This window comes from Gordonia jacobaea (assembly GCF_001186365.1).
GTDB lineage: Bacteria > Actinomycetota > Actinomycetes > Mycobacteriales > Mycobacteriaceae > Gordonia > Gordonia jacobaea.
In genome coordinates this window covers 65,834-90,663 of sequence record NZ_LDTZ01000023.1, presented here as the reverse complement: position 1 = coordinate 90,663, position 24,830 = coordinate 65,834, and the positions used below count along the sequence as shown (strand labels likewise).

Annotated in this window: 20 protein-coding genes; 7 read left to right on the top strand and 13 right to left on the bottom strand. The window is 65.9% G+C overall.

What is annotated here, in order from left to right; genetic code table 11:
* Positions 1-5 precede the first annotated feature (5 nt).
* The 5 genes from ABW18_RS19820 to ABW18_RS19800 form a co-directional block, all read right to left on the bottom strand.
* Positions 6-860: a sigma-70 family RNA polymerase sigma factor gene (locus ABW18_RS19820; protein ID WP_049700709.1), complete on the bottom strand. Its 855-nt coding sequence runs from the start codon at positions 858-860 to the stop codon at positions 6-8.
* 143 nt (positions 861-1,003) lie between these two features.
* Positions 1,004-2,080 (bottom strand): threonine aldolase family protein, encoded by a 1,077-nt coding sequence (locus ABW18_RS19815; RefSeq protein WP_049700762.1) that lies wholly within the window; start codon positions 2,078-2,080, stop codon positions 1,004-1,006.
* Between the two features lie 64 nt (positions 2,081-2,144).
* Positions 2,145-3,671 (bottom strand): pyridoxal phosphate-dependent decarboxylase family protein, encoded by a 1,527-nt coding sequence (locus ABW18_RS19810; RefSeq protein ID WP_049700761.1) that lies wholly within the window; start codon positions 3,669-3,671, stop codon positions 2,145-2,147.
* 19 nt (positions 3,672-3,690) lie between these two features.
* Complete coding sequence (locus tag ABW18_RS19805; protein WP_049700708.1) at positions 3,691-5,079, bottom strand: MFS transporter; 1,389 nt, start codon at positions 5,077-5,079, stop codon at positions 3,691-3,693.
* The gene (locus tag ABW18_RS19800; RefSeq protein WP_049700760.1) at positions 5,072-7,030 is read right to left on the bottom strand and encodes a sphingolipid ceramide N-deacylase; all 1,959 of its coding nucleotides are present in this window, start codon (positions 7,028-7,030) and stop codon (positions 5,072-5,074) included. Before ABW18_RS19800 ends, ABW18_RS19805 begins: the two co-directional genes overlap by 8 nt.
* Positions 7,031-7,208: 178 nt before the next feature.
* Here ABW18_RS19800 and ABW18_RS19795 point away from each other — a divergent pair, with 178 nt between their 5' ends.
* Positions 7,209-8,240 carry an LLM class flavin-dependent oxidoreductase gene (locus ABW18_RS19795; RefSeq protein ID WP_049700707.1) on the top strand — a complete coding sequence of 344 codons (1,032 nt, stop codon included), beginning with the start codon at positions 7,209-7,211 and terminating at the stop codon, positions 8,238-8,240.
* A 25-nt stretch (positions 8,241-8,265) separates the two neighbouring features.
* Here the strand turns inward: ABW18_RS19795 and ABW18_RS19790 are convergent, their stop codons facing one another.
* Positions 8,266-10,155, bottom strand: coding sequence for an acyl-CoA thioester hydrolase/BAAT C-terminal domain-containing protein (locus ABW18_RS19790; RefSeq protein ID WP_049700706.1), 1,890 nt, complete (start codon positions 10,153-10,155; stop codon positions 8,266-8,268).
* Between the two features lie 174 nt (positions 10,156-10,329).
* Between ABW18_RS19790 and ABW18_RS19785 the strand changes: the two genes are divergently transcribed.
* Positions 10,330-12,798, top strand: a complete 2,469-nt coding sequence (locus tag ABW18_RS19785) for a Tex family protein (protein WP_049700705.1) — start codon at positions 10,330-10,332, stop codon at positions 12,796-12,798.
* Between the two features lie 39 nt (positions 12,799-12,837).
* Positions 12,838-13,254, top strand: a complete 417-nt coding sequence (locus ABW18_RS19780; protein ID WP_083444473.1) for an NUDIX hydrolase — start codon at positions 12,838-12,840, stop codon at positions 13,252-13,254.
* On the opposite strand, the gene ABW18_RS19775 is transcribed toward ABW18_RS19780, so the two are convergent.
* A complete protein-coding gene (locus ABW18_RS19775) occupies positions 13,226-14,029 on the bottom strand; it encodes an SGNH/GDSL hydrolase family protein (protein WP_200903292.1) in 804 nt (267 codons plus the stop codon). The two genes, ABW18_RS19780 and ABW18_RS19775, sit on opposite strands and share 29 nt — an antisense overlap.
* 119 nt (positions 14,030-14,148) lie before the next feature.
* On the opposite strand from ABW18_RS19775, the gene ABW18_RS19770 reads away from it, so the two are divergent.
* Both ABW18_RS19770 and ABW18_RS19765 read left to right on the top strand, forming a co-directional pair.
* Positions 14,149-14,961, top strand: a complete 813-nt coding sequence (locus ABW18_RS19770; protein WP_049700759.1) for a shikimate 5-dehydrogenase — start codon at positions 14,149-14,151, stop codon at positions 14,959-14,961.
* 134 nt (positions 14,962-15,095) lie between these two features.
* Positions 15,096-16,460, top strand: coding sequence for a DUF4185 domain-containing protein (locus ABW18_RS19765; RefSeq protein WP_049700702.1), 1,365 nt, complete (start codon positions 15,096-15,098; stop codon positions 16,458-16,460).
* Between the two features lie 21 nt (positions 16,461-16,481).
* Here the strand turns inward: ABW18_RS19765 and poxB are convergent, their stop codons facing one another.
* Entirely contained in the window at positions 16,482-18,215 is a 1,734-nt protein-coding gene (gene poxB / locus ABW18_RS19760) for a ubiquinone-dependent pyruvate dehydrogenase (protein ID WP_049700758.1), read from the bottom strand.
* A 95-nt stretch (positions 18,216-18,310) separates the two neighbouring features.
* Positions 18,311-18,712, bottom strand: a complete 402-nt coding sequence (locus ABW18_RS19755; RefSeq protein WP_049700701.1) for a PIN domain-containing protein — start codon at positions 18,710-18,712, stop codon at positions 18,311-18,313.
* 70 nt (positions 18,713-18,782) lie between these two features.
* Between ABW18_RS19755 and mug the strand changes: the two genes are divergently transcribed.
* Entirely contained in the window at positions 18,783-19,367 is a 585-nt protein-coding gene (gene mug, locus ABW18_RS19750; RefSeq protein WP_049700757.1) for a G/U mismatch-specific DNA glycosylase, read from the top strand.
* Between the two features lie 22 nt (positions 19,368-19,389).
* Here the strand turns inward: mug and ABW18_RS19745 are convergent, their stop codons facing one another.
* The 4 genes from ABW18_RS19745 to ABW18_RS19730 all read right to left on the bottom strand — a co-directional run bounded on the left by ABW18_RS19745 (position 19,390) and on the right by ABW18_RS19730 (position 22,241).
* A complete protein-coding gene (locus ABW18_RS19745) occupies positions 19,390-19,686 on the bottom strand; it encodes a DUF503 domain-containing protein (protein WP_049700700.1) in 297 nt (98 codons plus the stop codon).
* Positions 19,687-19,770: 84 nt separating this feature from the next.
* Positions 19,771-20,625: a polyphosphate kinase 2 gene (gene ppk2 / locus ABW18_RS19740; RefSeq protein WP_049700699.1), complete on the bottom strand. Its 855-nt coding sequence runs from the start codon at positions 20,623-20,625 to the stop codon at positions 19,771-19,773.
* 74 nt (positions 20,626-20,699) lie between these two features.
* On the bottom strand, positions 20,700-21,686 hold the full coding sequence (locus ABW18_RS19735; protein WP_049700698.1) for a malate dehydrogenase: 987 nt from the start codon (positions 21,684-21,686) through the stop codon (positions 20,700-20,702).
* A 60-nt stretch (positions 21,687-21,746) separates the two neighbouring features.
* On the bottom strand, positions 21,747-22,241 hold the full coding sequence (locus tag ABW18_RS19730; protein ID WP_231894216.1) for an META domain-containing protein: 495 nt from the start codon (positions 22,239-22,241) through the stop codon (positions 21,747-21,749).
* Between the two features lie 131 nt (positions 22,242-22,372).
* Here ABW18_RS19730 and secA2 point away from each other — a divergent pair, with 131 nt between their 5' ends.
* On the top strand, positions 22,373-24,829 hold the full coding sequence (secA2, locus tag ABW18_RS19725; RefSeq protein WP_049700696.1) for an accessory Sec system translocase SecA2: 2,457 nt from the start codon (positions 22,373-22,375) through the stop codon (positions 24,827-24,829).
* The last annotated feature ends 1 nt before the right edge of the window (position 24,830 follow it).

Genomic DNA, 24,830 nt, shown 5'->3' with positions numbered 1-24,830 from the left:
CGAGGTCAGGGGCGGTGCTCGTTCTTCTCGCGCCGGACAACGCGGTCGAGAACGTCCTGGTCGGCGCGGAACGTGATCCGGGAGACCGTGCCGTCGACCACGTCGAAGTCGAACAGAACCATCGCCGTGCCGCGATGGAACCACGCCGACGCCGGGCGATCGTCGACGAAGACCGCCAGCGCGGCCTTGGCGCTCCCGTTGAAGAAGTCGGCGATGCTGCGTCGGCCGTCGATCTGCGCGGGCGTGCCGGCGGCTATGGCAACCTCGTCGGCTCTGACCTGGGCCTCGGGGGCCAGGAGTTCGAGAAGACGCTCGAAGTCGCCTTCGCGGGCCGCTGTCATGAACGCGTCGACGACCTCCCAGTCGGCGAGGGCGTCGTCGGCCGCGGGTTGGCGTACTTTCGCCCTGGCTCTCGAGGCGAGTTTGCGTGCGGCGGTCGGCGTGATGTCGAGTGCTGACGCGATGGTCGCGAATTCGAAACCAAACGTGTCGTGCATGACGAACGCGACGCGTTCGGCCGGTGACAGGCGGTCGAGAACCACGGTGAGCGCGATCCCCACTGAATCCGACAGCGCGATCACGTCAGCGGGATCGGGATCTTCGGAGTGCTCGTCGATCGCGGGTTCTGCGGCCTGGGGGATTCGCGCTCGCAGCCGGTCGAGACACAGCCTGCTGGTGACGGTCGTCAGCCATGCCGGCAGATTGTCGATGTCGGTCTCGGTCGAGTTCATTCGCAGCCATGCCTGCTGCACCACATCCTGGGCTTCGGCGTCGTCGCCCAGGATGCGGCCGGCCACGCGGATCAGGCGCGGGCGCTCCGCCTCGAATTCGCGGGCGCGATCAGCCGAGTTCAGAACCATGTCACCACCTCGTCTTCGGTTGGCTTGTCCCAGTCCGTTGTGTCCCGGTCCGCAGTGTCTTGTTGTTGACTCACGCCTTGTTGACGAGTGACAGCGCACAGATGTGACGGCACTCAGGTGTGACAGGGCTGCGGCGAGCGCGACTACTTCGTCGCGAATCCCCAACGGATGGCGTCGACGAAACGGTCGACGTCGTCGGTGGTCGTGTCCCACGCGGTCATCCAGCGCACCTCGCCGACGCTTCGGTCCCAGTCGTAGAAGTGCACGCGTTCGCGGATGCGGTCGGCGATCTCGACGGGCAGTCGGGCGAAGACGGTGTTGGACTCCGTCTTCTGGGTCAACGTGAGCCCGGGCAGGGAGCCGTCGTCGATGCCCTTCTCCAGCTCGGCGCGTAGCCGGGTCGCCAGGGCGTTGGCGTGCGCGGCGTTTCGGAGACCGAGATCGTCGTCGAACAGCGCGAGTAACTGTGCGGAGGTGAACCGCATCTTGCTCGACAGTTGGGTGGTCGACTTTCGGAGGAATCCGACGCCGGGTGCGCGGTCGGGTTCGATCACGACGACTGCCTCGGCCGCCATGGTTCCGTTCTTCGTCCCGCCGAGGCTGACGATGTCGACGCCGGCGTCGGTGAGGAACTCCCGAAACGGTTGTCGCAGAGCGGCGGCGGCGTTCCAGAGCCGCGACCCGTCGACATGTACTGCCATTCCGAATCGGTGTGCCGTCTCACTGAGGTCGGCGATTTCTGCTGCCGTGTACAGGGTTCCGAGTTCGGTCACCTGTGTGATGCTGACCGCCAAGGGCTGTGCGAGCTGTTCGTCGCCCAGCGCGGCCGCCCCTGCCTCGATCTGCGAGGGTGTGAGCTTGCCGTCGTCGGTGCTCATGCCGATCACCTTGATGCCCGAAAGGCGCTCGGGCGCAGCGCCTTCAGAGGTGTTGATGTGTGCGCTGGAAGGTGCGATGACAGCACCCCAACGCGGGAGAAGCGCCGACAATGCGACGACGTTCGCGCCCGTGCCATTGAAGAGCGGGTAGACCTCGGCACGATCGCCGAAGTGACCACGAACGACGTCGCGCAGTCTGCGCGTGTACTCGTCTGCGCCATACGGAGACTGGTGTCCGCCGTTGGCGGCTGCGAGCGCTGCGAACACGTCGGGATGGATTCCCGCGTAGTTGTCGCTGGCGAAGGAGCGGTGGTTGTCGTCGTGGAGCGAGGAGATGGTCACGCTGTCCACGTTGTCACTGTCGGCGAGCCGACTCAATGTTGTCCCGTCGGCGAGCCGACTCAATCTACGGGCTGCAGTAGGCGGCGAGGAACTCGGCGAGCAGGCGGGCGGTGACGGGGCGTGGCAACGATTCGACGGCGGCGATGATCGCAGGCATGTCCAGGTCCGACGCCCCACCATGCCGATGTGGGTCGATCCCGGCGGCAATCAGAACCTCCTCCGCTGCAGCACTGGGCAACGCGAGCGCCTGGTCGAGAGTGACGGCTCCACTGTCGAATGCTCCGGCCAGTTCACGTAGGGCCTCGGGTGCCAGCCGAGAGGGGGCGCCGCGGACCTCCTCGGCCGCGAGCGAGAGAACCTCGACGAGTTCGTCGACGACCGAATCGGTGACCGGTGTGATCGTCAGGTGTGTGGTGGCAGGCAGCACTGTGCCGTCCGGCTGCGTGAACGCGGGCTGAGCCTGCAATGCGAATCCGCGGGCAGACACCGCAGAGCCCCACAGGTGGGTGTCGACGGGTTCGGACGCCTCGGGGTCGGTGCGTACGGCGAGCACCGGTCCCGACGGCGCGCCGACGACGCGTAGCCCGTCGATCCCGTCGATGGCTGTGACAACGGCATCGAAGGCGTGTCGGATTCGTCCCGTCAATGCGGCGTACCCGTCGGCACCCAGCGTTCGGCTGACCGCCCATGCCGACGCGAGTCCCGCAGCGGAGCGGGAGCCGAGCAGCGTCGGATTGACGATCGGGTAGCCGGGCCAGTCGGTGATGGAGAAGAACTGGGCGCGGTGTCGGTCGCGGTCGCGGTGCAGCAGGAGCGACGAGCCCTTTGGTGCGTAGCCGTACTTGTGCAGGTCGGCGGAGAGGCTGGTGACGCCGTCTACTCGAAAATCCCAGGGAGGCAGGCCATCCCACCACGCCAATGCGAAACCGCCGAGGCAGGCGTCGACGTGGAAGGCGAGGTCGCGCGACCGGGTGATCTCGGCGATCTCGGCAATCGGATCGAGCACTCCCGTCGGGTAGTTGGGTGCCGAGGCCACGACGAGGATCGTGTCGTCTCGAATGGCATCGGCGATGTCGTTGGCGCGCACCGCGGTCGATGCCGTCGGCACGGGTACCCGGATCGCCTCGACACCGAACAATTCAGCGGCCTTGAGGAACGCCGCGTGTGCGGTCGTCGGTAGGACCATCGACGACTGCCCGGGTCCGGCGCCTGCGCGATCGCGGGCAGCCTTCACGGCGAGCAGGCAGCTCTCGGTGCCACCAGAGGTGACCGACCCGACGGCGTCCGGACCATGAAAAGTTGTGCGGCCGAACTCGATCAGATCGCGTTCCATTGCTGCCACGGAACCGAAGACGGTCGGGTCGAGTCCGTTGACCGACTGCACCAGTCGTGCTGCCGACGCCGCGACTTCGTCGAGCACCTCGAGCCCGGAATCGTAGACGTACGACAGCACGCGTCCGCCATGCGTCGGCGCGTCCGTCGACCGATACCCAGCCAGCTCCCGCAGAGCCGCGTCGGCTCGCTCCTTCAGGTCTGGTTCATGAGCTAGTGGTTGTGTCGGGTCGGCTGCGTCGGGGCCGGGAGAGGTCATCGACATCGGTCCTTTCGGGTCACTGCGCGGGGTGCCTTGTCGTGCCGGGGCGCGCGGATGGAGAGTCGACGCCGCCGTCGTCGCGGTATCCGCGGAGGAAAAGGAGGCTGAACGCGACGAGTAACGCGGGGACCAGTGAGAAGGCGAGCGCGATCGCTGTGAGCGCCGAATCCGGTTGTCCGACTGTGGTATCGCCGCTCGACGACACGAACCCTCCGATCGCGAGAATCAGAAGGAACACGCCAGGTCCCAGAGCAAGGCCAACCGTCTCACAGGCGGTCCACACTCCGGACATGGCGCCACCCCTGTCATGGCCGGTGGTGCGGCGATCCGATTCGATGATGTCGGGCAGCATCGCGAGCGGGAATGCCTGCATCCCCGCATATCCGACGCCTGCGACCGCCACGGACGCCAGCATCCACCAACCAGGTGCCCACGCTGCGACCACCAACGAAGCCGTTGCCGCGATGAACAGCGCGGACGCCAGGACTACTCCGGCCACCTTCCCGAATCGGTGTCCGAGTCGATACCAGAGTGGCATCACGATCAGTGCGGGTCCGACCAGCGCGACGAACATGTACGTCAGGGCGGACTTGTCGCCGAGGAGGTACGTCGCTACGTACTGCGCGCCACCGAGCATGACGGCGCTCGCCAGTGCCTGAATCACGAAGAGCGCGACGAGAAGTCGGAAGCTGCGCACCTGGGCCAGTGCGGCGACTCCGTCGCGCAGGCGGGTTCTGGGAGGTTCGGCCGCTAGTGGCGCTGGAGTGGATCGGGGTGCTGCGCCGAACGTCGCAATGAGCATGCCGGCGCAGAGGACCAGGGCTGCCACGACGGCCATGACCGCGTAGCCCACATGGCCGCCGCCCGCAGCGTCGCGGATGGCCGGACCGCCCGCGCCGACCAGCAAGACGGCGAGCGCGAGTACCGCGATTCGTGTGGTGATCAGGCGCGTTCGTTGGTGGTAGTCGTGCGTGATCTCTGCGGGTAACGCGACGTAGGGCACCTGGAAGAAGCCGTAGGCGATAGCCGTCAACGTGAAGAATACGAACACCCAGGCCGCGGCCAGCGCGGGGGACGCGCTCGGTGGGACGAGGAACGTGAGCACGAACAGCGGGACGAGCGCCAGCGCCCCGAACAGCATGAAGGAGCGTCGGCTTCCGGTGCGGGCGGCACGTGCGTCCGAGCGGGCACCGATGATCGGGTTCACGACGACGTCGATGATCTTCGGTGCGACCACGACCACCGAGGCAACCGTCGCCGCCACCGCAAGGGTGTCGGTCAGGTAGTACGCCAGTACCAATCCGGGAAGCGTGCCGAAACCGCCCGTGCCGACACTGCCCGCGGCGTACGACAGCAGTGTCCGACGTCCGAGCACGTCTGCGGGTGCCGCTGTCCGGTCAGCCACGGTATGCCTCGACCCGTTCCCACATCCGCGTGTACGCCTCGGCGGCGGCGAACAGGTCGCCGACGACGCGCGGACCCTCGACCGGTCCCGCCTGCACGCGAAGGCTCTCGATCCAGTCCGGCAGGAGTCCGTAATGCGCTGTGCCGTCGACGTTCACGTCGAAGACGCGTTTTCCTGAGACCTGCCTGCTGATCTCGGTGACCCCGTCGGCTCCGCGGAACGGATACCGCACGGGGTTGCGACTTGCTGACGGTCGCGGGTGTGCCTGGGCGCCGAGACCACCCATGTCAGGGCCGAAGCCGACGCCGAAGAAGTAGTCGGGACTGCGCTGTTCGCGCAGCACCCGCCACGCGGAGAGGTAGTCGGGCGGTAGATCGCCGTGTCGCCCCTTCTCACCCGGTTTGCCCTCGGCAGGTGTCGCAAACAATCCGACGATGCCGCCGGCGGAGAGAATGCGGCCATAGTTGCGCGGATCGGTCCACGTGTGCGACGAGATCACTCCTGGATAGTGGCGTCTGGAGATGATGTCGAGGACGGCTTCGGCCGATTTGGCACTGAAGTGGTCGATGTCGATGGCCATGTTGCGGTCGACGAGCCCGTTGACCGCGTACGCGCCCAGCGCCGTCAGTCCGCGAACGTTGCACTGCTGCCCGCGCGGGTAGCCGAGAACCGGGTTGTCCTTCTCGGCCGTCTGGCACTTCTCGACCTGCCACGGATGCCCGTTGGACAACTGCTCGCCGGTGTTGACCGCGGTTCCGGTGACGCCCTGGTCGAATCGTGTTCCGCCGAGCGCGTTGTCGAACTTGTGCGTGAGGATCACCTGGCGGATGCCCATCGACTTCAGCTCGTCGAGTCCCGCGTCGATATCGGTGCGCGAGCACAGTGAACGACCGGAGACCTCGCGACAGCCGAACGGCTCGGAGATCTCGATGCCGAGCGTCACGGCCACCTTGCCGTCCGCGATGACTCGACGGGCGTCTGCCGCCGAGGACACGATGCGCAGGAATCCCTTTCCGGGGCCGCCGTTTTGGGCGTCGACGTAGTCGACGAGCTGGCGCAGCAGCCTGTGCTGGATGCGCACCGATTCCATTTCGTTGCACGGCTGATCACCACGCCAGTACTTCTCGCACAGCACGCGGTTCTGCACGTAATAGTTCTGGATCATGCGCAGTCCCGACCGCCAGGAACGTTCTATCCAGCGGTAGTAGGTCTGCTCGTGCGTCAGCGAATCCCACCTCGGCCAACCAGAGAACGTCGGCCAGCCGTCGGTGGCGTGCGGGCCGGGGCGCGACAGCACCTGCTCGGACACCGCGGGAATACCCTCGGGCTCGTGGTCGGGGCAGTCGCGCAACGCAACCGTCACACCCAGCGGATCAAAAGGCTTGCCGCAGTGCAGTTCTCCGCCGAGAAACTGCTCGGAGAGCAGATGCGCGTGCGAGTCGACGAAGCCGCGAAGATTGCCTTGGGCATCCGTGCCACGCATGACTGGGCCTGCCACATCGATCTCGGGTTCGGGAAACGGTCGACATCCAGTTGCCGGGGTGAGGCGCACTTCTCGAGGTCGGCCACTTCCTGCGACGGCGGGTGTCAGCGTGAAGTCGCGACCGCTGCCTGTCACATTCCACTGGGCGCGAGGACTGACGGCGGGCGTGAGTGTCGGCGCTCCGGAAGTCGCGGTGAGGAGACGTCCGTCCCTGCCGGAGAAGAGATAGCTGCCGAGGCCCGCGGCCTTGGCGGTGAACGGCCCCGACTGCCCGCCCACATTCTTGCCGCCTCGATCGGCGATCTGAACGCAGGTGTTCGCCAGAGCGTAGACGTCGCCCGTGACCGCTCCCGCAGGTGCAGGGAGAAGGATTGTGACGACGCCGACGGCGAGGCAGCACGCGAGGAGCATGGCGGTCGGTGCGACGCGAACCCGGTTGCGTCGGCGATGCGTCGCCGTTCTGGTCATTCCCGGCACGGTAACCGAGGGCGCTTGTACGCGCAGACTTTTCGATACCCGTGAGCGAAAGTCGAACGTGGTCACGTCGTCGCATCGACGTGCATTTCCTGCGACGACGCTCCGCGACGCGCAGCGGGCACGGACGGAGTATCACTGACACGAGAGCAGAATCACGACGGGAGATGTGATGCCGCGCGAGGGTCAATCGCTACAGAAGATGGGGTTCCTCACCATTGGTCGGTTCGACGAAGCCGACCCGAGGCAGGGGCACCTCGAGACGCTTCGCACGATAGAGGCGGCCGAAGAGCTCGGCTTCGACAGCGTGTGGCTGCGCGACCGGCATCTGCAGCACGGTATCTCGTCGCCGGTCGCGATGCTCGCGGCTGCATCGATGCGGACGACGCGGATCGAACTCGGTACGGCGGTGATACCGCTCGGACTCGAGAATCCGTTCCGCCTCGCCGAAGACCTCGCCACGGTCGATCTTCTGTCCGGTGGTCGTATCAATCCGGGTGTGTCCGTGGGTACTCCGATGAGATACGACGATTTCAAGACTGCGCTCTATCCGGACACCTACGACCGTGAGGACTTCTCCAAGAACCGGGTGCTTCGGCTGCTCTCGCATCTGCGGGGTGAACCGGTCAGTGAGTTCGAGGGCACCGTCGGGATCGAGACCTTCTCCCGAAGCGTCCAGCCGCAGTCACCGGGTCTGGCCGGGCGCGTCTGGTATGGCGGCGGACTCGAATCGGCGAAGTGGGCCGCGCAGCACGGACTGAACTACCTGACCTCCTCGGTGGTCAGCATCGAGGGCACGACGTCTCGCGACTTTGCGACAATTCAGGCCGAACACATCGACGCCTACCGGGCAAACCATCCCGATCCGTCGTCGGCGCGCGTGTCGCAGGGGCTCGTGGTGATACCGACGGACTCCGCGACACCCGAGCAGGTACGCAAGTACGAGGCGTACGCACAGTCGCGCTTCGAGCGGACGCTGAGCCCGCAGGGTCCGCGCGGCATGATGTTCTCGCCGGACTACGTCGGAAAGTCTGCCGATCTGGCCGAGAAGCTGTTCTCGCACCAGGGTTTTCAGAGAGCGACCGAGGTGGCATTCGCGTTGCCCTTTACCTTCGACGCCGCAGACTACGAGCAGATCATCACCGACATGGCGCACCATCTCGGACCAGCGCTTGGCTGGACACCCAAGACCACCGAGTCATAGGCAGTCGGGACATCGGCAGTAGGGGTCACGCCGAGGCGGCGTCGAGGAATTCGGTGATCTCGTCCGTCAGCGCGAGGCAGGCCATGCCGTGTTCGCGGGGCCGGCCACCGAGGTCGATGCCGCCGACCACCTGAACCTGCGAAGGGTAGAGACCCGGACGCAGCAGGTGCCCCGCCCCGTCGTAGCGGATGTGCGTGTCGGACTGGGACTGACGCCTGCCGAGCAGTGCATCAGCCATCTGTTCCGACGGCCAGAGGTGATCGTCGGAGCCGCTCACGCACAGGATCGGGCAGGCGATGTTCTCCGACGCGATGAGCGCATCGGTATGTGGGCGTTTGCGTGACATGGTGTCGAGCCCCGCACTGTATGCGGGGGCCAACCGCAGCAACGTCGGCTTGCTGCGGGCGACATCTCGCGAGAGATGCCATGCGTTGCTGACCAATTGGGGCATGAGGACCCCGCTCGGCAGTGGCGCGTATGGGCACGGTTGGCCGCGGTAGCTCCACGACGACGTGTCGGGTATCTCGCCGCCGTCGCCGATCGCCTGCCAGGTCACCGAACTCGGGCTCAACAGGACCAGGGCGCCGACGGGAAGGTCGGGTTCGCGTGCGAGGGTGGCCGCAACCCCTTCGGCCCCGCGGGAAATGCCCAGTGCGGCAACGTCGCTCGAATCGACCTCGGGCCGCCGCGACAGCCACGAGATCGCGGTGGCGAAGCGTTCGAGCGGAATGCCCGACACCGGAACTGCTTCCGGGTCGGCGTCGAGCCAGTTGTAGGCAAGCGCGACGAAACCCCGCGACGCCAGTGCGCAGATCGTCGCCCGCTGCGAGTCGTACCCGCCCTCCGAACCACCGAAACAGACCACGGCGCGTCGTGCGTGGCCATCGGCGGGCAGTGCGAGAAGGCCCGGTCTGCCGTCGACGTCGACCTCGCTGACGCTGACGCCGGGAGCTGTCGCGTACCGGAGTCGCGTTACGACGGAGCGATGCTGACCTCCGCTCGCCTCGATGCGGAGCTGCCATGGTTCTGCGGGAGGAACGAACAGGTCGGCGCGGTCGGGTTCGCCGGTGAATGCCATGGCCCAGAGGATGTCGTCGACGGATTGTCCTGTCCCTGCCAGGCGGCCCTGCCAGCGCCAGAGTCTGCCGAAGAGATCCTGGCCGGACACCGACACCGTGAGGTCGGGTATGCCGGCGGCGTCGACGCCGATGGAGAACGGTTCGTCGTGACGGCTGGTCGACGGCGCGCGCACGACGACGCGAGGATCCTGCACGTCAGCGGGAGCGTCGGGCTGGGCGACCGGATCACCCGGACGCGCCGCGACCTGTCGCTTGCCGATCGCGTCGGTATGCGAGGAGAACCACGCGGGGAAGACCCCGGACACGGTGCCGGCGACACCCAGCAGCGTGAAGGGCACCACCCAGTAGCAGACGATCGACAACGTCGACGCGCCGTCGCGGATCGTCGCGTCGCCCTGTACGAGAGGTGGGATCAGCGACACCACGGTCATCACTCCGAAGACCGCGATCCACATCCACGTCATCGCAGAGGTGATCACGCGGAACCCGTCGCTCCGCGCGACGTCGTCGGTGACCGACGCACGCGCGTACTCCCGGACGAAGGGTCGACCGATCACCATGCCGACGAGGGCGATGAGGAAGATCGCGGCGTTGCCCAGTGGTTGTAGCCAGCGCTCCAGAAACGAGTCGCTGACGGTGAATGCGAGGACGGTGAACATCGCGAAAACCAAGACGGCACCGGCCTCGAGTGTGTGCCAGGGCTGTTTACGCAGCCGCTGCACCGCGACAGCAAGCACGGCCAGGCAGAGGGCGACGATCACGGCGACGCGAAACGAGGTGTTGCCGACCAGAATCCAGTAGATGATCCAGGGGGAGAAGCCGATCAGGAATCCCATGAGGCACTCGATTCTCGGTAACGGACCGGCCGGCGGCGATCCCCACCGGCCGATCTTACGGCTGGTCCCGGCGGTGCGGGACCGAAACGCGCACCGCATCCGCGGCGATGCGGTCGACGACACGCACATCCACCGCACAGATCGTTGTCAGCGCGCTTCGGTAGGGTGCTCCGAGTGACTTCGAGTGCATCCGAGACGGTTTCCGGAATCAAGTCGGTCAACGCGCGCCTGGCGGACGAACTCCAGGTCGGCGAGCATCAGGTAGCGGCGGCGGTCAGACTCCTCGACGAGGGGTCGACCGTCCCGTTCATCGCGCGCTACCGCAAGGAGGTGACCGGCTCGCTCGACGACGCGCAACTGCGCCTGCTCGACGAACGGCTGCGTTACCTGCGTGAACTCGACGAACGACGAGCCGCCGTGCTCGCCTCGATCGAGGAGCAGGGCAAACTCACCGACGAGTTGCGGAACGCTCTGTTGGCCGCGGAGACCAAGTCGCGCGTCGAGGACATCTACCTGCCGTACAAGCCCAAGCGCCGGACCAAGGCGCAGATCGCCCGCGAGGCAGGTCTCGAACCGCTCGCCGACCGATTGCTCGCCGATCCATCACTCGACCCCGCCGTCGCCGGAGCCGAATTCGTGTCCGACGCGGTGACCGACTCCGCTGCGGCGCTCGAGGGTGCCCGACACATCCTCATCGAGCGGGCCAGTGAAGATGCTCAGCTCGTCGGCGAGGTGCGCGAGACGTTCTGGCGACAGGGATCGTGCGCCAGCGCCCCACGCTCGGAGGAGATCGCGAAAAGCGCTGCGGGACAGAAATTCCGCGACTACTTCGATTTCGCGGAGCCGCTCGAGGACATGCCGTCGCACCGGGTGCTCGCCGTGTTGCGCGGTGAGAAGGAGGGCGTGCTCGCCGTCGACTTCACCGGGGGCGACGACGAGGGTTATCAGGCGATGGTCGCGGCGAGTCTCGGCGTCGACCTGTCCGGGACCGGCGCCGCGTCGACCTGGCTGGCCACCACCGTGCGGTGGGCATGGCGTACCAAACTCATGATCTCTACCGCCGTCGACGCTCGGGTCCGTCTGCGTCAGCGTGCCGAGGACGACGCTGTCGCGGTGTTCGCGAAGAACCTGAAGGATCTGCTCCTGGCGGCACCCGCGGGTAACCGCACCACTCTCGGGCTCGACCCGGGGTTCCGTACCGGCGTGAAGGTCGCCGTGGTCGACGGCACCGGAAAGGTGCTCGATTCGTGCGCCATCTATCCGCATCAGCCGCAGAAGCAGTGGGACACCGCGAAAGCGACGTTGGCCACGTTGGTAGCACGTCACGGCGTCGAACTGATCGCGATCGGAAACGGCACGGCGTCGAGGGAGACGGATTCACTTGCCGCCGAGCTGATCTCGGACATCTCGGCCTCGGGTACGCGGCCGCCGATCAAGGCAACGGTGAGCGAAGCGGGAGCGTCGGTCTACTCGGCGTCGGAGTATGCGTCGGGTGAGCTACCCGACCTCGACGTCTCGATCCGAGGTGCGGTGTCGATCGCGCGCCGCCTGCAGGATCCGCTTGCGGAGCTGGTGAAGATCGACCCGAAGTCGATCGGCGTCGGCCAGTATCAGCACGACGTCACGCCGGGCACGCTCGCGCGCAGCCTCGACGCGGTGGTCGAGGACGCGGTAAACGCAGTCGGTGTCGACCTCAACACGGCGTCGGTGCCGCTGTTGGCCCGAGTGTCCGGTGTTACCCCGGCACTCGCCGAAGCCATTGTCGGACATCGGGATGCCGCGGGTCGCTTCCGCAGTCGCGGGGCACTGCTCGAGGTTCCTCGATTGGGGCCCAAGGCATTTGAGCAGTGCGCGGGATTCTTGCGGATCACCGACGGCGACGACCCGCTCGACGCGTCCGGCGTGCATCCCGAGGCGTATCCCGTGGTGCGTCGCATCCTCGACCGCACAGGCCTCGAACTCGCAGAACTCATCGGCGACGAGCGCTCACTGAAGTCGTTGAAGCCCGCGGAGTTCGCCGACGAGCGGTTCGGCGTGCCGACGGTCACCGACATCCTCGGCGAGCTCGAGAAGCCGGGACGCGATCCGCGCCCGGCCTTCACCACCGCGACCTTCGCCGCGGGCGTCGAGAAGGTCTCCGACCTCCAGCTCGGCATGGTCCTCGAGGGTGTCGTCACCAACGTCGCTGCGTTCGGCGCATTCGTCGATGTGGGCGTGCACCAGGACGGGCTGGTCCACGTGTCGGCCATGGCGAATCGGTTCGTCTCCGACCCGCACGAGGTGGTCAAGTCCGGCCAGGTGGTCAAGGTCAAGGTCGTGGAGGTCGACGTCGATCGACAGCGCATCGGCCTGAGTCTTCGACTCGACGACGAGGTGCGCACACCGGGCGGCGATCGCGGCGCGCGCCGCAACGACGCCCGCACCGGTCAGGATTCGCGCCAAGCCCCTCGTGGAGGGGCGGCGAACGGACGCGGCGGAAACGACGGCCGCTCCGATCGAGGTCGTGCAGGAAACGGGCAGGCCCGTGGCGGTCAACCGCGCGGGGGTAAGGGACGTGACGGCAAGGGGCGAGATCGGCGGGAATCCCAGCCGATCAACGGATCGATGGCACAGGCGCTGCGCGACGCGGGCTTCGGGAAATGACGCGGCTCACGTCACAGCGTGAGTGAGCCCGACGAGCCGATGACGTCGCGAGGCGCTTCCTCTCCGGTCATCACGGTTGCTGCGGTCGTCATCCGCGACGACGACGGTCGGTTGTTGACGGTCCGGAAAAAGGGAGCCGTCAGATTCATGCTGCCCGGCGGTAAGCCCGAGCCGGGGGAGGATCGTCGACGCACCGCGCTGCGCGAATCCCTGGAGGAGTTGTCGGTTGCGCTACGCCCCGACGACCTCGTCGAACTGGGTGTGTTTCGCGCCGACGCAGCCAACGAGGTCGGTCATCTCGTCGAAGCCACGGTGTTCGAGCACCCGTACGTCCGCGTCGACGCGCCTGCCGCCGAGATCGCAGAACTTCAGTGGATCGACATCGCGTCGGCGAATGTCCCGTTGGCACCGCTGCTCGCCGACCACATCATCCCGTTGTTGCTGGCTCGGCGCTGACATCACCGAGCGCTTCGGCAGCGACGACCGGCTCCGGCCACCGCGGGCTGATGCTGTCGCCCGACGACACCCCACGAACGCGACGCATGAGCCAGGGATAGAGAAAAGTGCGCGCCCACTCGGCGTTGTCACGCCGCCGTTGCTCACGTGTCGGCACGGGGAGTGGCGCCAACGGGGGCACGTCGATGCTGTGCGGTGCGCCGATCAACTCGAGCACCTCGGCTGCCATGCGTGTGTGTCCGAGCGACGACATGTGCAGTCGGTCGGAGTCCCACATCCGATAGTCGTCGTATCCCGCCAGCCGCCAGAAATCGAGGATGCGCGCACCCTGGCGCTCAGCGATCGCCCGCAGCAGCTCGTTGTAGATCGCGCTCCGGCCGCGCGTGAGCCGGAAGATGGGAGCCCAGCCTGCGTCGTACGCGGTGAACACGACGACAGTTGCACCTGTCGAGAGCAGTCGGGCCAGCGCTGCCTCGTAGCGGGACATCATCGCGTCGAGGTCGACCGAACCACGCATCAGATCATTCCCGCCCGCGTAGATCGTGATCAGATCCGGCTGCAGCGATATGGCGCGGTCGATCTGCTCGTCGAGCACCTGATCGAGCAGGCGGCCACGGATCGCGAGGTTGGCGTAGCGCAGCGACGGGTTGTCGACGGCGAGTTGTTCTGCGACACGATCGGCCCATCCGCGTAACCCGTTGGGGCGGGTGGGATCCGGATCGCCGACCCCCTCCGTGAACGAATCACCAAGTGCCACATATGTGTTCCAGCCCACAGAATCGACCTCCATGATGTCCCAGTGCGACTAACGACGAGGCTACGACGCGACTCGTAGTGCTGTCACATCGTCGTTCGGTCGGTCTGAGTGGCGCCGTGGGCCGTAGCGTGGCACGCATGCCGATTCTCAACAAGGACATGACCCTGTGCATCTCGCTCGCCGCGCGGCCGTCGAACATCGGCACGCGGTTTCACAATTATCTCTACGACGAACTCGGCCTGAACTACATCTACAAGGCATTCACCACCACCGATATCGACGGCGCGATTGGTGGTGTTCGTGCGCTCGGCATTCGCGGGTGTTCGGTATCGATGCCGTTCAAAGAAGCCGTGATCGAGCTTGTCGACGAGGTGGAGGAGTCTGCGGCAGCGATCGACTCCGTGAACACGATCGTCAACGACGACGGCCACCTCAGGGCGTCGAACACCGACTACGAGGCGGTGGCCACACTCATCGCGGACATCGATCCTGCGTCGTCGGTGGTGGTGCGGGGATCTGGCGGAATGGCGAAAGCCGTGGTTGCGGCGTTTCGTGGCGCAGGCTTCGACGATCTGACGGTGTGGGCTCGCAACGCTGCGGCCGGTCAGGAGTTGGCAGCGAAGTACGGCTACCGTGCGGCGGATACCGAGCATGCCCCGGGACCGCAGATCCTGGTCAACGTGACTCCGCTCGGCATGCGAGGTGCCGACGAGGACGTGCAGTCGTTCGACGACGACGCGATCGCCGCTGCTGATCTCGTGTTCGACGTCGTCGCGTTGCCCGACCAGACACCGCTGATCCGCGCGGCGTCGGCATCAGGGACCCCGGTGATCACCGGAGCGCAGGTCATCGCACTACAGGCGGCGGCGCAGTTCGAGAAGTACACCGGCCGGGTGCTGACCGCAGAACAGGTCACCCGAGCGTCGGAGTTCTCGCGCGCCGAAACGTGATCGTGACCATGCCTGCGAGTGAACGGTAATACTCGTACGTCACACTGGCCTCTTGAATCACATCTGTCACACAGGGTGACGGACGTGGTGCCACCGACTCACAGTCGGACCGTTCATCGAGAGGACCGTCGACCATGCTCCGAACCCGAGCGGGTGCACGCAGACTCGTCACCGCGGCGCTTGTGGCGACTTCCGTAGGCGCTTTTCTCGTCTCCGGCGAGGGACGTGCGACCGCGGCGCCGTGCGCAAATGTGGGCAACGGCTCGCTTCCCGATCTCGGCAGCGCATCCGGGTCTCTGGGCGGAACGGGCTCCCTCGGGACCGGCTCGCTGGGCTCGGGTTCGGGTTCTGGCTCGTCCGGCGCGCGACCGGGCCTCGGAACCCAGGGGCCACTGCCCATCTACGTCACGCCACGCGCCCGCACGGTGTCGTGGGTGACCGGGCCGCGCAGCATCAACAGCACCTTCAACCGGTTCACGATCAGCGGCACCGATCTCGGAATCTCCTGGGACAACGGCTCCGGGCAGACGCTGATGGCGTTCGGCGACACCTTCGGCGACTGCAACGTAGTCGGTCAGGAGTGGCGACACAACACGCTGATGCGGACCCGCGACACCAAGTTCGACGACGGCGTGAGCGTCCCGCCCGGTATCCCCGGAGATGTGCAGTCCGGGAGTCCCGTCGACGCTGCACGCCCCACCTATGCCCGCGAACTGATTTCAGCACTCGGTGTCAGTCCCATCGAGACGACGACCATCCCCACCGCTGCGATGTCGCTGCCATGGGGCTCGGGGTATCGGCAGTACATCAACTTCATGTCGGTGCGATCGTGGGGTTCAGCGGGGCACTGGGTGACCAACTACTCGGCCGTCGCCCACTCTGACGACAACGGACAGAACTGGACGGTCGATCGCGACACCATCCTCGTGAATTCGCCAGTGGCCGCGGCACTTCCGTTCGACCTGCCGCCCGCGGTGCCCAACAATGGAAAGTTCCAGCAGAACGCCTACGTGCGCGGGCACGGCGCGCAGGACGAGTACGTGTACCAATTCGGCACGCCCAACGGACGATTCGGCGCAGGCTTCCTCGCACGGTTCAAGCCGACCGAGATCCTCGACGTGACCAAGTACAAGTACTGGGCAGGTCGCGATCGCCAGTGGGTCGACCACATCGCTGACATTCCCGACGACGGATCGGCGATCGTCGTTCCCGCGCCCGTCACGGAGCTGTCGGTGGCGTGGAGTCCGTACCTGAACAAGTACATGATGCTCGACGGAGACAACGGAATTCGCATCCGCACAGCGGATCGACCAGAAGGTCCGTGGAGCGCCCCGACCTACCTCGTGGAGCCGGGCGCCGTCGTCCTGTACGGACCCATGATCCAACCGCACTCGCCCGCAGTCGTCGGGTCATCGCCGGAATTGTTCTTCAACGCCTCGCGCTGGAGCGACTACAACGTGATGCTCGTGCGCGCCGACCTCAGCAAGGTGCCGCACTGAGGGCGGTGTCTGCCGCGGATGTCAGTCGAAGAGCCTGCGGAAGACGTTGGTTTCGGCGAGGTCCATCAGTTCGTCGCCGCGCCCGGAGAGAACGGTTCGGATCGCATATAGCGTGAATCCCTTCGCCTGCGCCGCCGACACCGTTGGCGGAATCGACAACTCCTGACGTGCGGTGACGACGTCGAGCAGTGCCGGTCCGTCGTGAGCGAGGAACTCGCGCACCGCGGAGTCGAGGTCGCCTGGATTCTCGACGCGGTCACCCTTGATGCCGATCGCACGAGCCAACGCGGCGAAGTCGGGGTTCTCCAGGTCGGTTCCGAAGCTCACGAACCCTGCAGCCTTCATCTCCAACTCGACGAAGTTCAGCGACGAGTTGTTGAAGACGACGATCTTGACCGGCAGCGCGTTCTGCGTGAGCGTCAGCAACTCGCCGAGCAGCATGGCGAGGCCGCCGTCGCCCGCCATCGCGATGACCTGCCGTCCGGGGAAACTCGCCTGCGCGCCGACTCCCTGCGAGACGGCGTTTGCCATCGACCCGTGCGTGAAGGAGCCGATCAGCCGCCGCTTCCCGTTCATCTCGAGGTATCGCGCCGCCCAGACGACCGGTGAGCCGACGTCCGGGATGAACACGGCGTCGTCGGTGGCGTGGTCGGAGAGCAGCTTTGCCAGATACTGCGGGTGGATCGGTGTCTTGCCGTCGTTCACGGCGAGATCGTTCAGTGACCCGCGTGCCTTGACGTAATGCTCACGCGACGAAGTCAGATGCTCCGAGCTGCGGTTTCGGTCGATGAGTGGCAACAGGGCCGGGATCGTGTCGGCGACGGATCCGACAAGCCCGACGTCGACCGGTGTGCGTCGACCGATCTGCTCGCCGCGGATATCGAGTTGGATGATCGTCGCCTTGGAGGGAAAGAACTGCTGATACGGAAAGTCGGTGCCCAGCATCAACAAGGTGTCGCATTTCTCGATGGCGCGATACCCCGAGCTGAAGCCGAGCAGTCCGGTCATCCCGACGTCGTACGGGTTGTCGTACTCCAGAAACTCCTTGCCGCGCAGCGCGTGAACAACCGGGGCTTGCAGAGCCCCCGCCAATTCGACGACGGCGTCATGCGCACCGGCAACACCCGCGCCACCCAGGATGGTGACCTTTTCGGCAGCATTCAGCGCTGCCGCGACATCCTGCAACTGGGCGTCGGTGGGGCGGACGATCCTGTCGATGGCGCGGATCGGCGCGCCGCCCTGACGGTGATGCTCTTTCTCGAGGAAGATCTCGCCCGGGATCACCAGAACGGCGACACCTCGTCGTTCGACGGCGGTGCGGATCGCGATGTCGAGCAACCGTGGCAATTGTGCTGGGGTGCTGACCATTTCACAGAAGTCGCTGCACTCGACGAACAACTGCTCGGGGTGGGTCTCCTGGAAGTACCCGCTGCCGATCTCCGCGGCGGGGATGTGTGCAGCGATCGCGAGCACCGGAACACGACTGCGCTGAGCGTCGAACAGACCGTTGATCAGGTGCAGGTTGCCCGGCCCGCAGCTACCGACGCACACCGCGAGTTCGCCGGTCAGTGTCGCCTCCGCCGACGCGGCGAATGCGGCACCTTCCTCGTGGCGCGCGTGGACCCATTCGAGCCGCTGATCCTTGCGCAATGCGTCGGTGAATCCGTTCAACGAGTCGCCGGGGATTCCGTAGACCCTCCGTACTCCGGATCGGTCGAGCGTCTCGATGATGTTGTCGGCCACGGTTCGTGCCACGTGCACACTCCTTGATCGGGGACGGGCGTTCAGTTCGGCGTGCTCGGATCCCATCGTAGGCACGGCGCGGGCGATACCCGCTGCGTCGGTGTTGGTCAGGCACCCTCTCGGATCACCCGCGGGCCGATGGTCTCGGCACCCAAAGCCTCTACCCGAGAACGCAATCCGCGATCAGCGGTAACCACCGCGACCCGTCTGTCACGGTTTTCCGACACCACGTCGACGATCGCGTCGTCGCCCGATCCCGGCGCCTCGACGACTTCCACTCCCGGCCGACCTGCGGCTCCGCGGGCACGTCCCTCGACGACCACCGTGATGTCGATGGGACCGGGCAAACCCGGCACGCCGGTGGGGGCGAGCGGTGCCACCGAGTCGAGGAGACGTTCGGTCGCTGCTCGACGGTCCCGCCACCAACCGTCGGGAACCGAACCGACGACATTGGCGGCGTCGACGACAAGGAGGGGAAGTGAGGGAGCTGGCGCGTCGTCAGTGCTCATCTACTCATCGAATGCGCCCGCGGGCATCAGGTCAAGCGCGACGGGAGACGACGCGCGTAGCGTCTGGCAGATGGGCTTCACCAAAGCCGAACTGGCAGCGTGTAGCGATCGGCTGGTTCCCGACCTCATCGGGCCGGGGTGCCGGTTGCTGTTCGTCGGTATCAATCCCGGTCTGTGGAGCGCGGCAACCGGCGCGCATTTCGCCCGACCCGGCAACAGATTCTGGCCCGCGCTGTACCGAGCGGGCATCACAGACCACGTTGTCGACGCGTCGGCCGGGATGAGTGATGCCGATCGCGAGCAGGTCATCGGCGCCGGCGTCGGGATCACCAACGTCGTCGAAAGGGCAACGGCGGCAGCGGCAGAACTCGACAAGGCAGAACTCGTCGCGGGCGGCGAACGCCTGCGCGCGCGGGTCGAACACATCGGTCCTGCGGTCGTGGCCGTTGCCGGTATCACCGCCTACCGAGCCGCATTCGGCGATCGCCACGCACACCCGGGCGAGCAGGCCGAACGATGGGGCACCGCCCGGGTGTGGGTGGTGCCCAACCCGAGCGGACTCAACGCACACGAAACCGTCGACACCCTCGCGGCCGCGTATCGCGTCGTCGCTGTCGAGGCTGGAGTGGTGAAGGAGGGAGTGCCTGACAGCTGAGTCGGTGCGGTCGGCGCACCTGTCAGATGTCGGTAGACGACAGTTCGCGTCTGCGCACCGACAGCAACTCGACCTCGGGGCGCGCCGCCGCGAAACGCTCCACCGAATCGAGGATGTCGACGACATGCCCCCGATCGGCGGCGACGAGCGACACCCCGATCGTGGTGCGACGATGGGCGTCGAGATGGTCGACCTCTGCGACCGACACCGAGAAACGTCGTTTGCACTCGGCGATCAACGGGCGGACAAGCGAACGTTTCGTCTTGAGCGAGTGCACGTCACCGAGCAGGAAGTCGAATTCAGCGATACCAATCCACATCGCGACTCATGCTACGCAGGCGCGATCGGGTCAGTCACCGGTGTTTTTGATCAGTCGGCGGTCTTGCTCAGTCGCCGGTCTTGATCAGTCACTGGGTCCGATGAGTTCTGCGACGTGATCGGGCACGTACTTCGACAACGAGCGCGGCGGGCGATGATAGTTCCCGCTCTCTATCGGCTTCTTCGGTAGCGAGACCTGCGGGCGCGGAACCTCGTGATAGTCGATGGTGGAGAGGAGGTGCGACATCATGTTGAGCCTCGCATGCTTTTTGATGTCGGATTCGACGACGAACCAGGGGCTCAGAGCGGTGTCGGTGTGCACCATCATCTCGTCCTTCGCGCGCGAGTAGTCCTCCCACCGGTAGACGGACTCCAGGTCCATCGGGCTCAGCTTCCACTGCCGCACAGGGTCATTCATTCGCGAGCGGAACCGGCGCAGCTGCTCGTCGTCGGATACCGAGAACCAGTACTTGCGCAGGATGATTCCGTCGTCGATCAGCATCTGCTCGAAGATCGGGGTCTGTCGGAGAAAGCGGGTGTGTTCTTCGGGTGTGCAGAAGCCCATCACCTTTTCGACTCCGGCACGGTTGTACCAGGATCTGTCGAACAGGACGATTTCGCCGGGAGCAGGCAGTTGCGCCACGTAGCGCTGGTAGTACCACTGGCCGCGTTCACGATCGGTGGGGGCGGGCAACGCGGCCACGCGCGCGATCCGAGGGCTGAGGTACTCGGTGATGCGCTTGATGGTGCCGCCCTTACCGGCGGCGTCGCGCCCCTCGAAGATCACGACCACGCGCGCACCCGTTTCGCGTACCCACTCCTGCAGTTTGACCATTTCGGTCTGCAGTCGGAAGAGTTCCGCCTCGTACACCTTGTTGGGGATTTTCTTCTGCTTGGGCTCGGCGGACTTCGATTTCTTCGACGTCGACTTCTTTGACATGTCGGAAGTTTAAGCTGCCGTGAACGATTGGGCGGGCAAGAGTGACCAACAGGAGACGTATTGGGGTCCCTGCGTCAGCGCCGTGCGGCGACCGCGTCGAGTTCTGACTGCAATTCGGCAACCGAGGCGTCGATTCGGGCGCGCGAGAACTCGTTGATCTCGAGGCCGTCGACGATCTGCCACGCGCCGTCGACCGATCGGACGGGGAACGAGCACATCAGGCCTTCGGGAACTCCGTATGCACCGGGAGAACTGACCGCGGCTGACGTCCAGTCGTCGGCGGGGGTACCCAGTACCCAGTCGCGCACATGATCGATTGCCGCATTGGCTGCCGACGCCGCCGAGGACGCGCCGCGTGCCTCGATGATGGCGGTGCCTCGGGCGGCGACGGTCGGGATGAAGTCGCCGACGAGCCAGTCGGTATCCGCGGCGACGTCGGCGCCACTTCGATCACCGATGCGCGCGTGGAAGATGTCGGGGTACTGCGTTGCCGAGTGGTTACCCCAGATGCTCACCCTGCTGATGTCGCGCACCGGGGCTCCGGTGTGTGCCGCGAGTTGCGCGATTGCCCTGTTGTGGTCGAGACGTGTCAGTGCTGTGAATCGCTCGGCAGGGACGTCGGGAGCGCTCGCCGCCGCGACCGCCGCATTGGTGTTCGCCGGATTGCCGACGACGATGACGCGGATGTCGTCGGCCGCGACGTCGTTGATGACAGCGCCCTGCTCGGCGAAGATGGCCGAGTTCGCCGACAGTAGATCTGCTCGTTCCATGCCTTTGGAGCGCGGTTTCGCGCCGATGAGGAGCCCGAAGTCCGTGCCGTCGAATGCCGCACGCGCATCGTCGAAGATGTCGACGGAGGTCAGCAGCGGAAAAGCGCCGTCCTGCAACTCCATCGCCGTGCCATGCGCCGCGGAGACCGCCTGGGGGAGTTCGAGGAGGCGGAGTTTGATCGGGCGGTCGGGCCCGAGCATGTCGCCCGCGGCGATGCGGAACACGGCGGCGTACCCGATGCTGCCTGCGGCGCCGGTCACGGTGACGACCACTGGAGTGGTGTCTGTCATCTTCGGTTTCCTGTCTCGTTGTGGGTGACGTGTCGACTTGTGCCTGACGTGCCGCACACGTCAGCTCTGTGAAGAACTCTCGGTCAGAACGACTTTCGTCGAGCCGTGCGTGAGCGTCAACGTGGTTCCCTCCAGATCCCAGGTCACCGAATCGGAGAGAAAATCACTCAGCCACTTGTCTGCACCGTCACGCGGCGGGGGACACGCCATCATCGTGGTGGCCAGCTTGTCGGTGCGGAACGTGTTGTCGACGAACGTCAGTGCACCGTTGTGGCGATTGCAGCCGGCCGTTGCCGAGATTCGCCCGGTTTCGGGGAACGAGACCTGCATCGGCCCGCCGCCGGGAATCGGTGTACCGGTCACCGACGTCGACGAGTAGTTCTTGCCGACCAGCACGCCCGGGTCGACCTCCCGCGATGATGAGTCTGTGCTCGCACCACAGGCGGCGAGGATGACGACACACGCAGCGCCCAAGGAGGCGACGAGCAGTCGCACCGGCGAACGAGATCGAGCTGGGCGGTACTGACACGTCGAACCCCGGCGTCGGATGCTCACGGGATTCACGGTAGCCGAAAGCGTCTGGTGGACGCGTCGTAATTGTCGGCTGCGTGGCCGCGTACCGTGGTTGTCGATCCGGGCCGTGACGTCGGAGTTCGGATGAAACGACGAGGTAGGAGAATCGTTCGGTGGGAAAGCTGACGAACAGCATGTGGCGGCTGCTGGGAGCCCAGTCCTCACGTAACCAGTCCAAATCGGTCGGGTTGATCAAAGAGGCGGACAACTACACCGACTGGGCCGCGGGCTTGGACACCGAGCACTTCCGTGACGAGGCCGAGAAACTCGAGATCAGCGCCGACGAGAAAGACCGAGCCAAGTTTCTCGCGCTGGCCCGGGAGGCCGCCGACCGCACGCTGGGTCTGAGGCCGTTCGACGTCCAGCTCCAGGGCGCGCTTCGCCTGCTCGAGGGCGATGTCATCGAGATGGGTACCGGCGAGGGCAAGACCCTCGCGGGCGCGATCGCTGCCGTCGGTTATGTCCTCGACGGCCATCAGGTGCACGTCATCTCTGTCAATGACTACCTGGCCACCCGTGACGCGGAGTGGATGAAGCCGCTCTTCGATTCGTTCGGGATCGTCGCGGGCGCGGTGTCGGAGAACTCGACCCGCGAAGAACGCAAGCGGGCCTACGCGGGCGACATCACCTACGGATCGGTCAACGAGATCGGGTTCGACGTGCTGCGCGACCAGCTCGCACAGTCGGAGGATGATCTGGTTTCGCCGACGCCCGACGTCGCGATCATCGACGAGGCAGACTCCGTGCTGGTCGACGAGGCGTTGATCCCGCTGGTGCTCGCAGGCTCGACCGAGGCCGAGGTTCCCGACCAGGCGATCCACGAGGTCGTCGGCCGGTTGAAGAACAAGCACTACGACATCGACGCCGAAGGCCGAAACGTGACCCTCACCGACGAGGGCGCCGCCTTCGTCGAAGAGGAACTGGGCAGCATCAACCTCTACGACGAAGAACATGTGGGCACCACACTCGTCCACGTGAACATCGCGATGCACGCGCACTACCTGCTCGAGCGCGACGTCCACTACATCGTCCGCGACGGCGGCGTCCATCTCATCAACGCCTCGCGTGGTCGCGTCGCGCAGTTGCAGCGCTGGCCCGACGGCGTGCAGGCCGCCGTGGAGATCAAAGAAGGACTCGCACAGACGGATTCGGGCGAGGTCATCGACACGCTCACCGTGCAGGCACTCATCGGTCGCTACCCGCGAGTGTGCGGCATGACCGGTACAGCACTCGCCGCGGGCGAGCAGTTGCGCCAGTTCTACGAATTGCGCGTCTCGCAGATCCCGCCGAACACCGCCAACGTCCGCACCGACCTTCCCGACCGTGTGTACGACACGAAGGCCAACAAGGTCGAGGCAGTGGTCGACTACGTCAAGGAGATCCACGAGACCGGGCAGCCGGTGCTCATCGGAACCCACGACGTCGCCGAATCGGAGGAGCTCGCCTACTTCCTCGAGAAGGCGGGCGTCCCGAGCGTCGTCCTCAACGCGAAGAACGACGTCGAGGAGGCGAAGATCATCGCCGAGGCGGGCGTGAAGGGTGCCGTCACCGTGTCGACCCAGATGGCCGGGCGAGGCACCGATATCCGACTCGGCGGTTCCGACGACGACCCGGCGGCGCGCGAGGAGGTCGTCGAGCTCGGTGGCCTGTGCGTGGTGGGAACCGGTCGTCACGACACCGAACGACTCGACAATCAGCTCCGCGGCCGCGCGGGCCGTCAGGGAGATCCGGGTTCCGCGGTGTTCTTCAGCAGCCTCGAGGACCCGGTCGTCACCAAGAACCTCGCGTTCAAGCGCGACCCGGTCTCCTCGGAGCCCGACGGATCGATGGGGCAGAAGGGCATCGACCTGATCGAGCAGGCTCAGCGCGTCGCCGAGGGCGTGATGCTCGAGCTCCACGCCAACACGTGGCGATACAACAAGCTGGTCAATCAGCAGCGTGAGATCGTCGTCGCACGTCGAATGAAGCTGCTCACGACCGACACCGCGCTCGAGGAACTCGCCGAGCTCGAGCCGGAGCGCTATGCCGCGCTGACCGGGACCGCGAGCCCGTCGGCAGACCGAGGAGACAAGGCGGACAAGGCAGACGAGGCGGACAAGGCGACGGCCGACGGGGAGACCGGTGACAAAGAGGCCGGTGACACGACAGCCGACACGGCCGACGACGCGGCTGAGTCAACCCCTGCGACACCCACCGAGCCCGTTTCCCGCGATGTTCTCGTCCAGGCGGCCCGCGAGATCATGCTCTACCACCTCGACCGTGCCTGGGCAGATCACCTCGCATTCGTCTCGGATGTCCGCGCGAGCATCCACCTGCGGGCGATCGGCAAGGAGAGTCCGCTCGACGAGTTCCATCGGCTGATCCTCGCCGAGTTCGGCGAACTGCCGAACGAGGCCGTCGAGAATGCGCGTGCAACGTTCCGCGATGTCGCGATCACCGCGGACGGCGTCGACCTCGGTTCCGCCGACCTCCACCGATCGACGACGACGTGGACCTACATGGTGCACGACAACCTGTTCGCGTCGGGCGGGGCCAAGACCCTGCAGGGCGTCATCGGCATCTTCCGCTGAC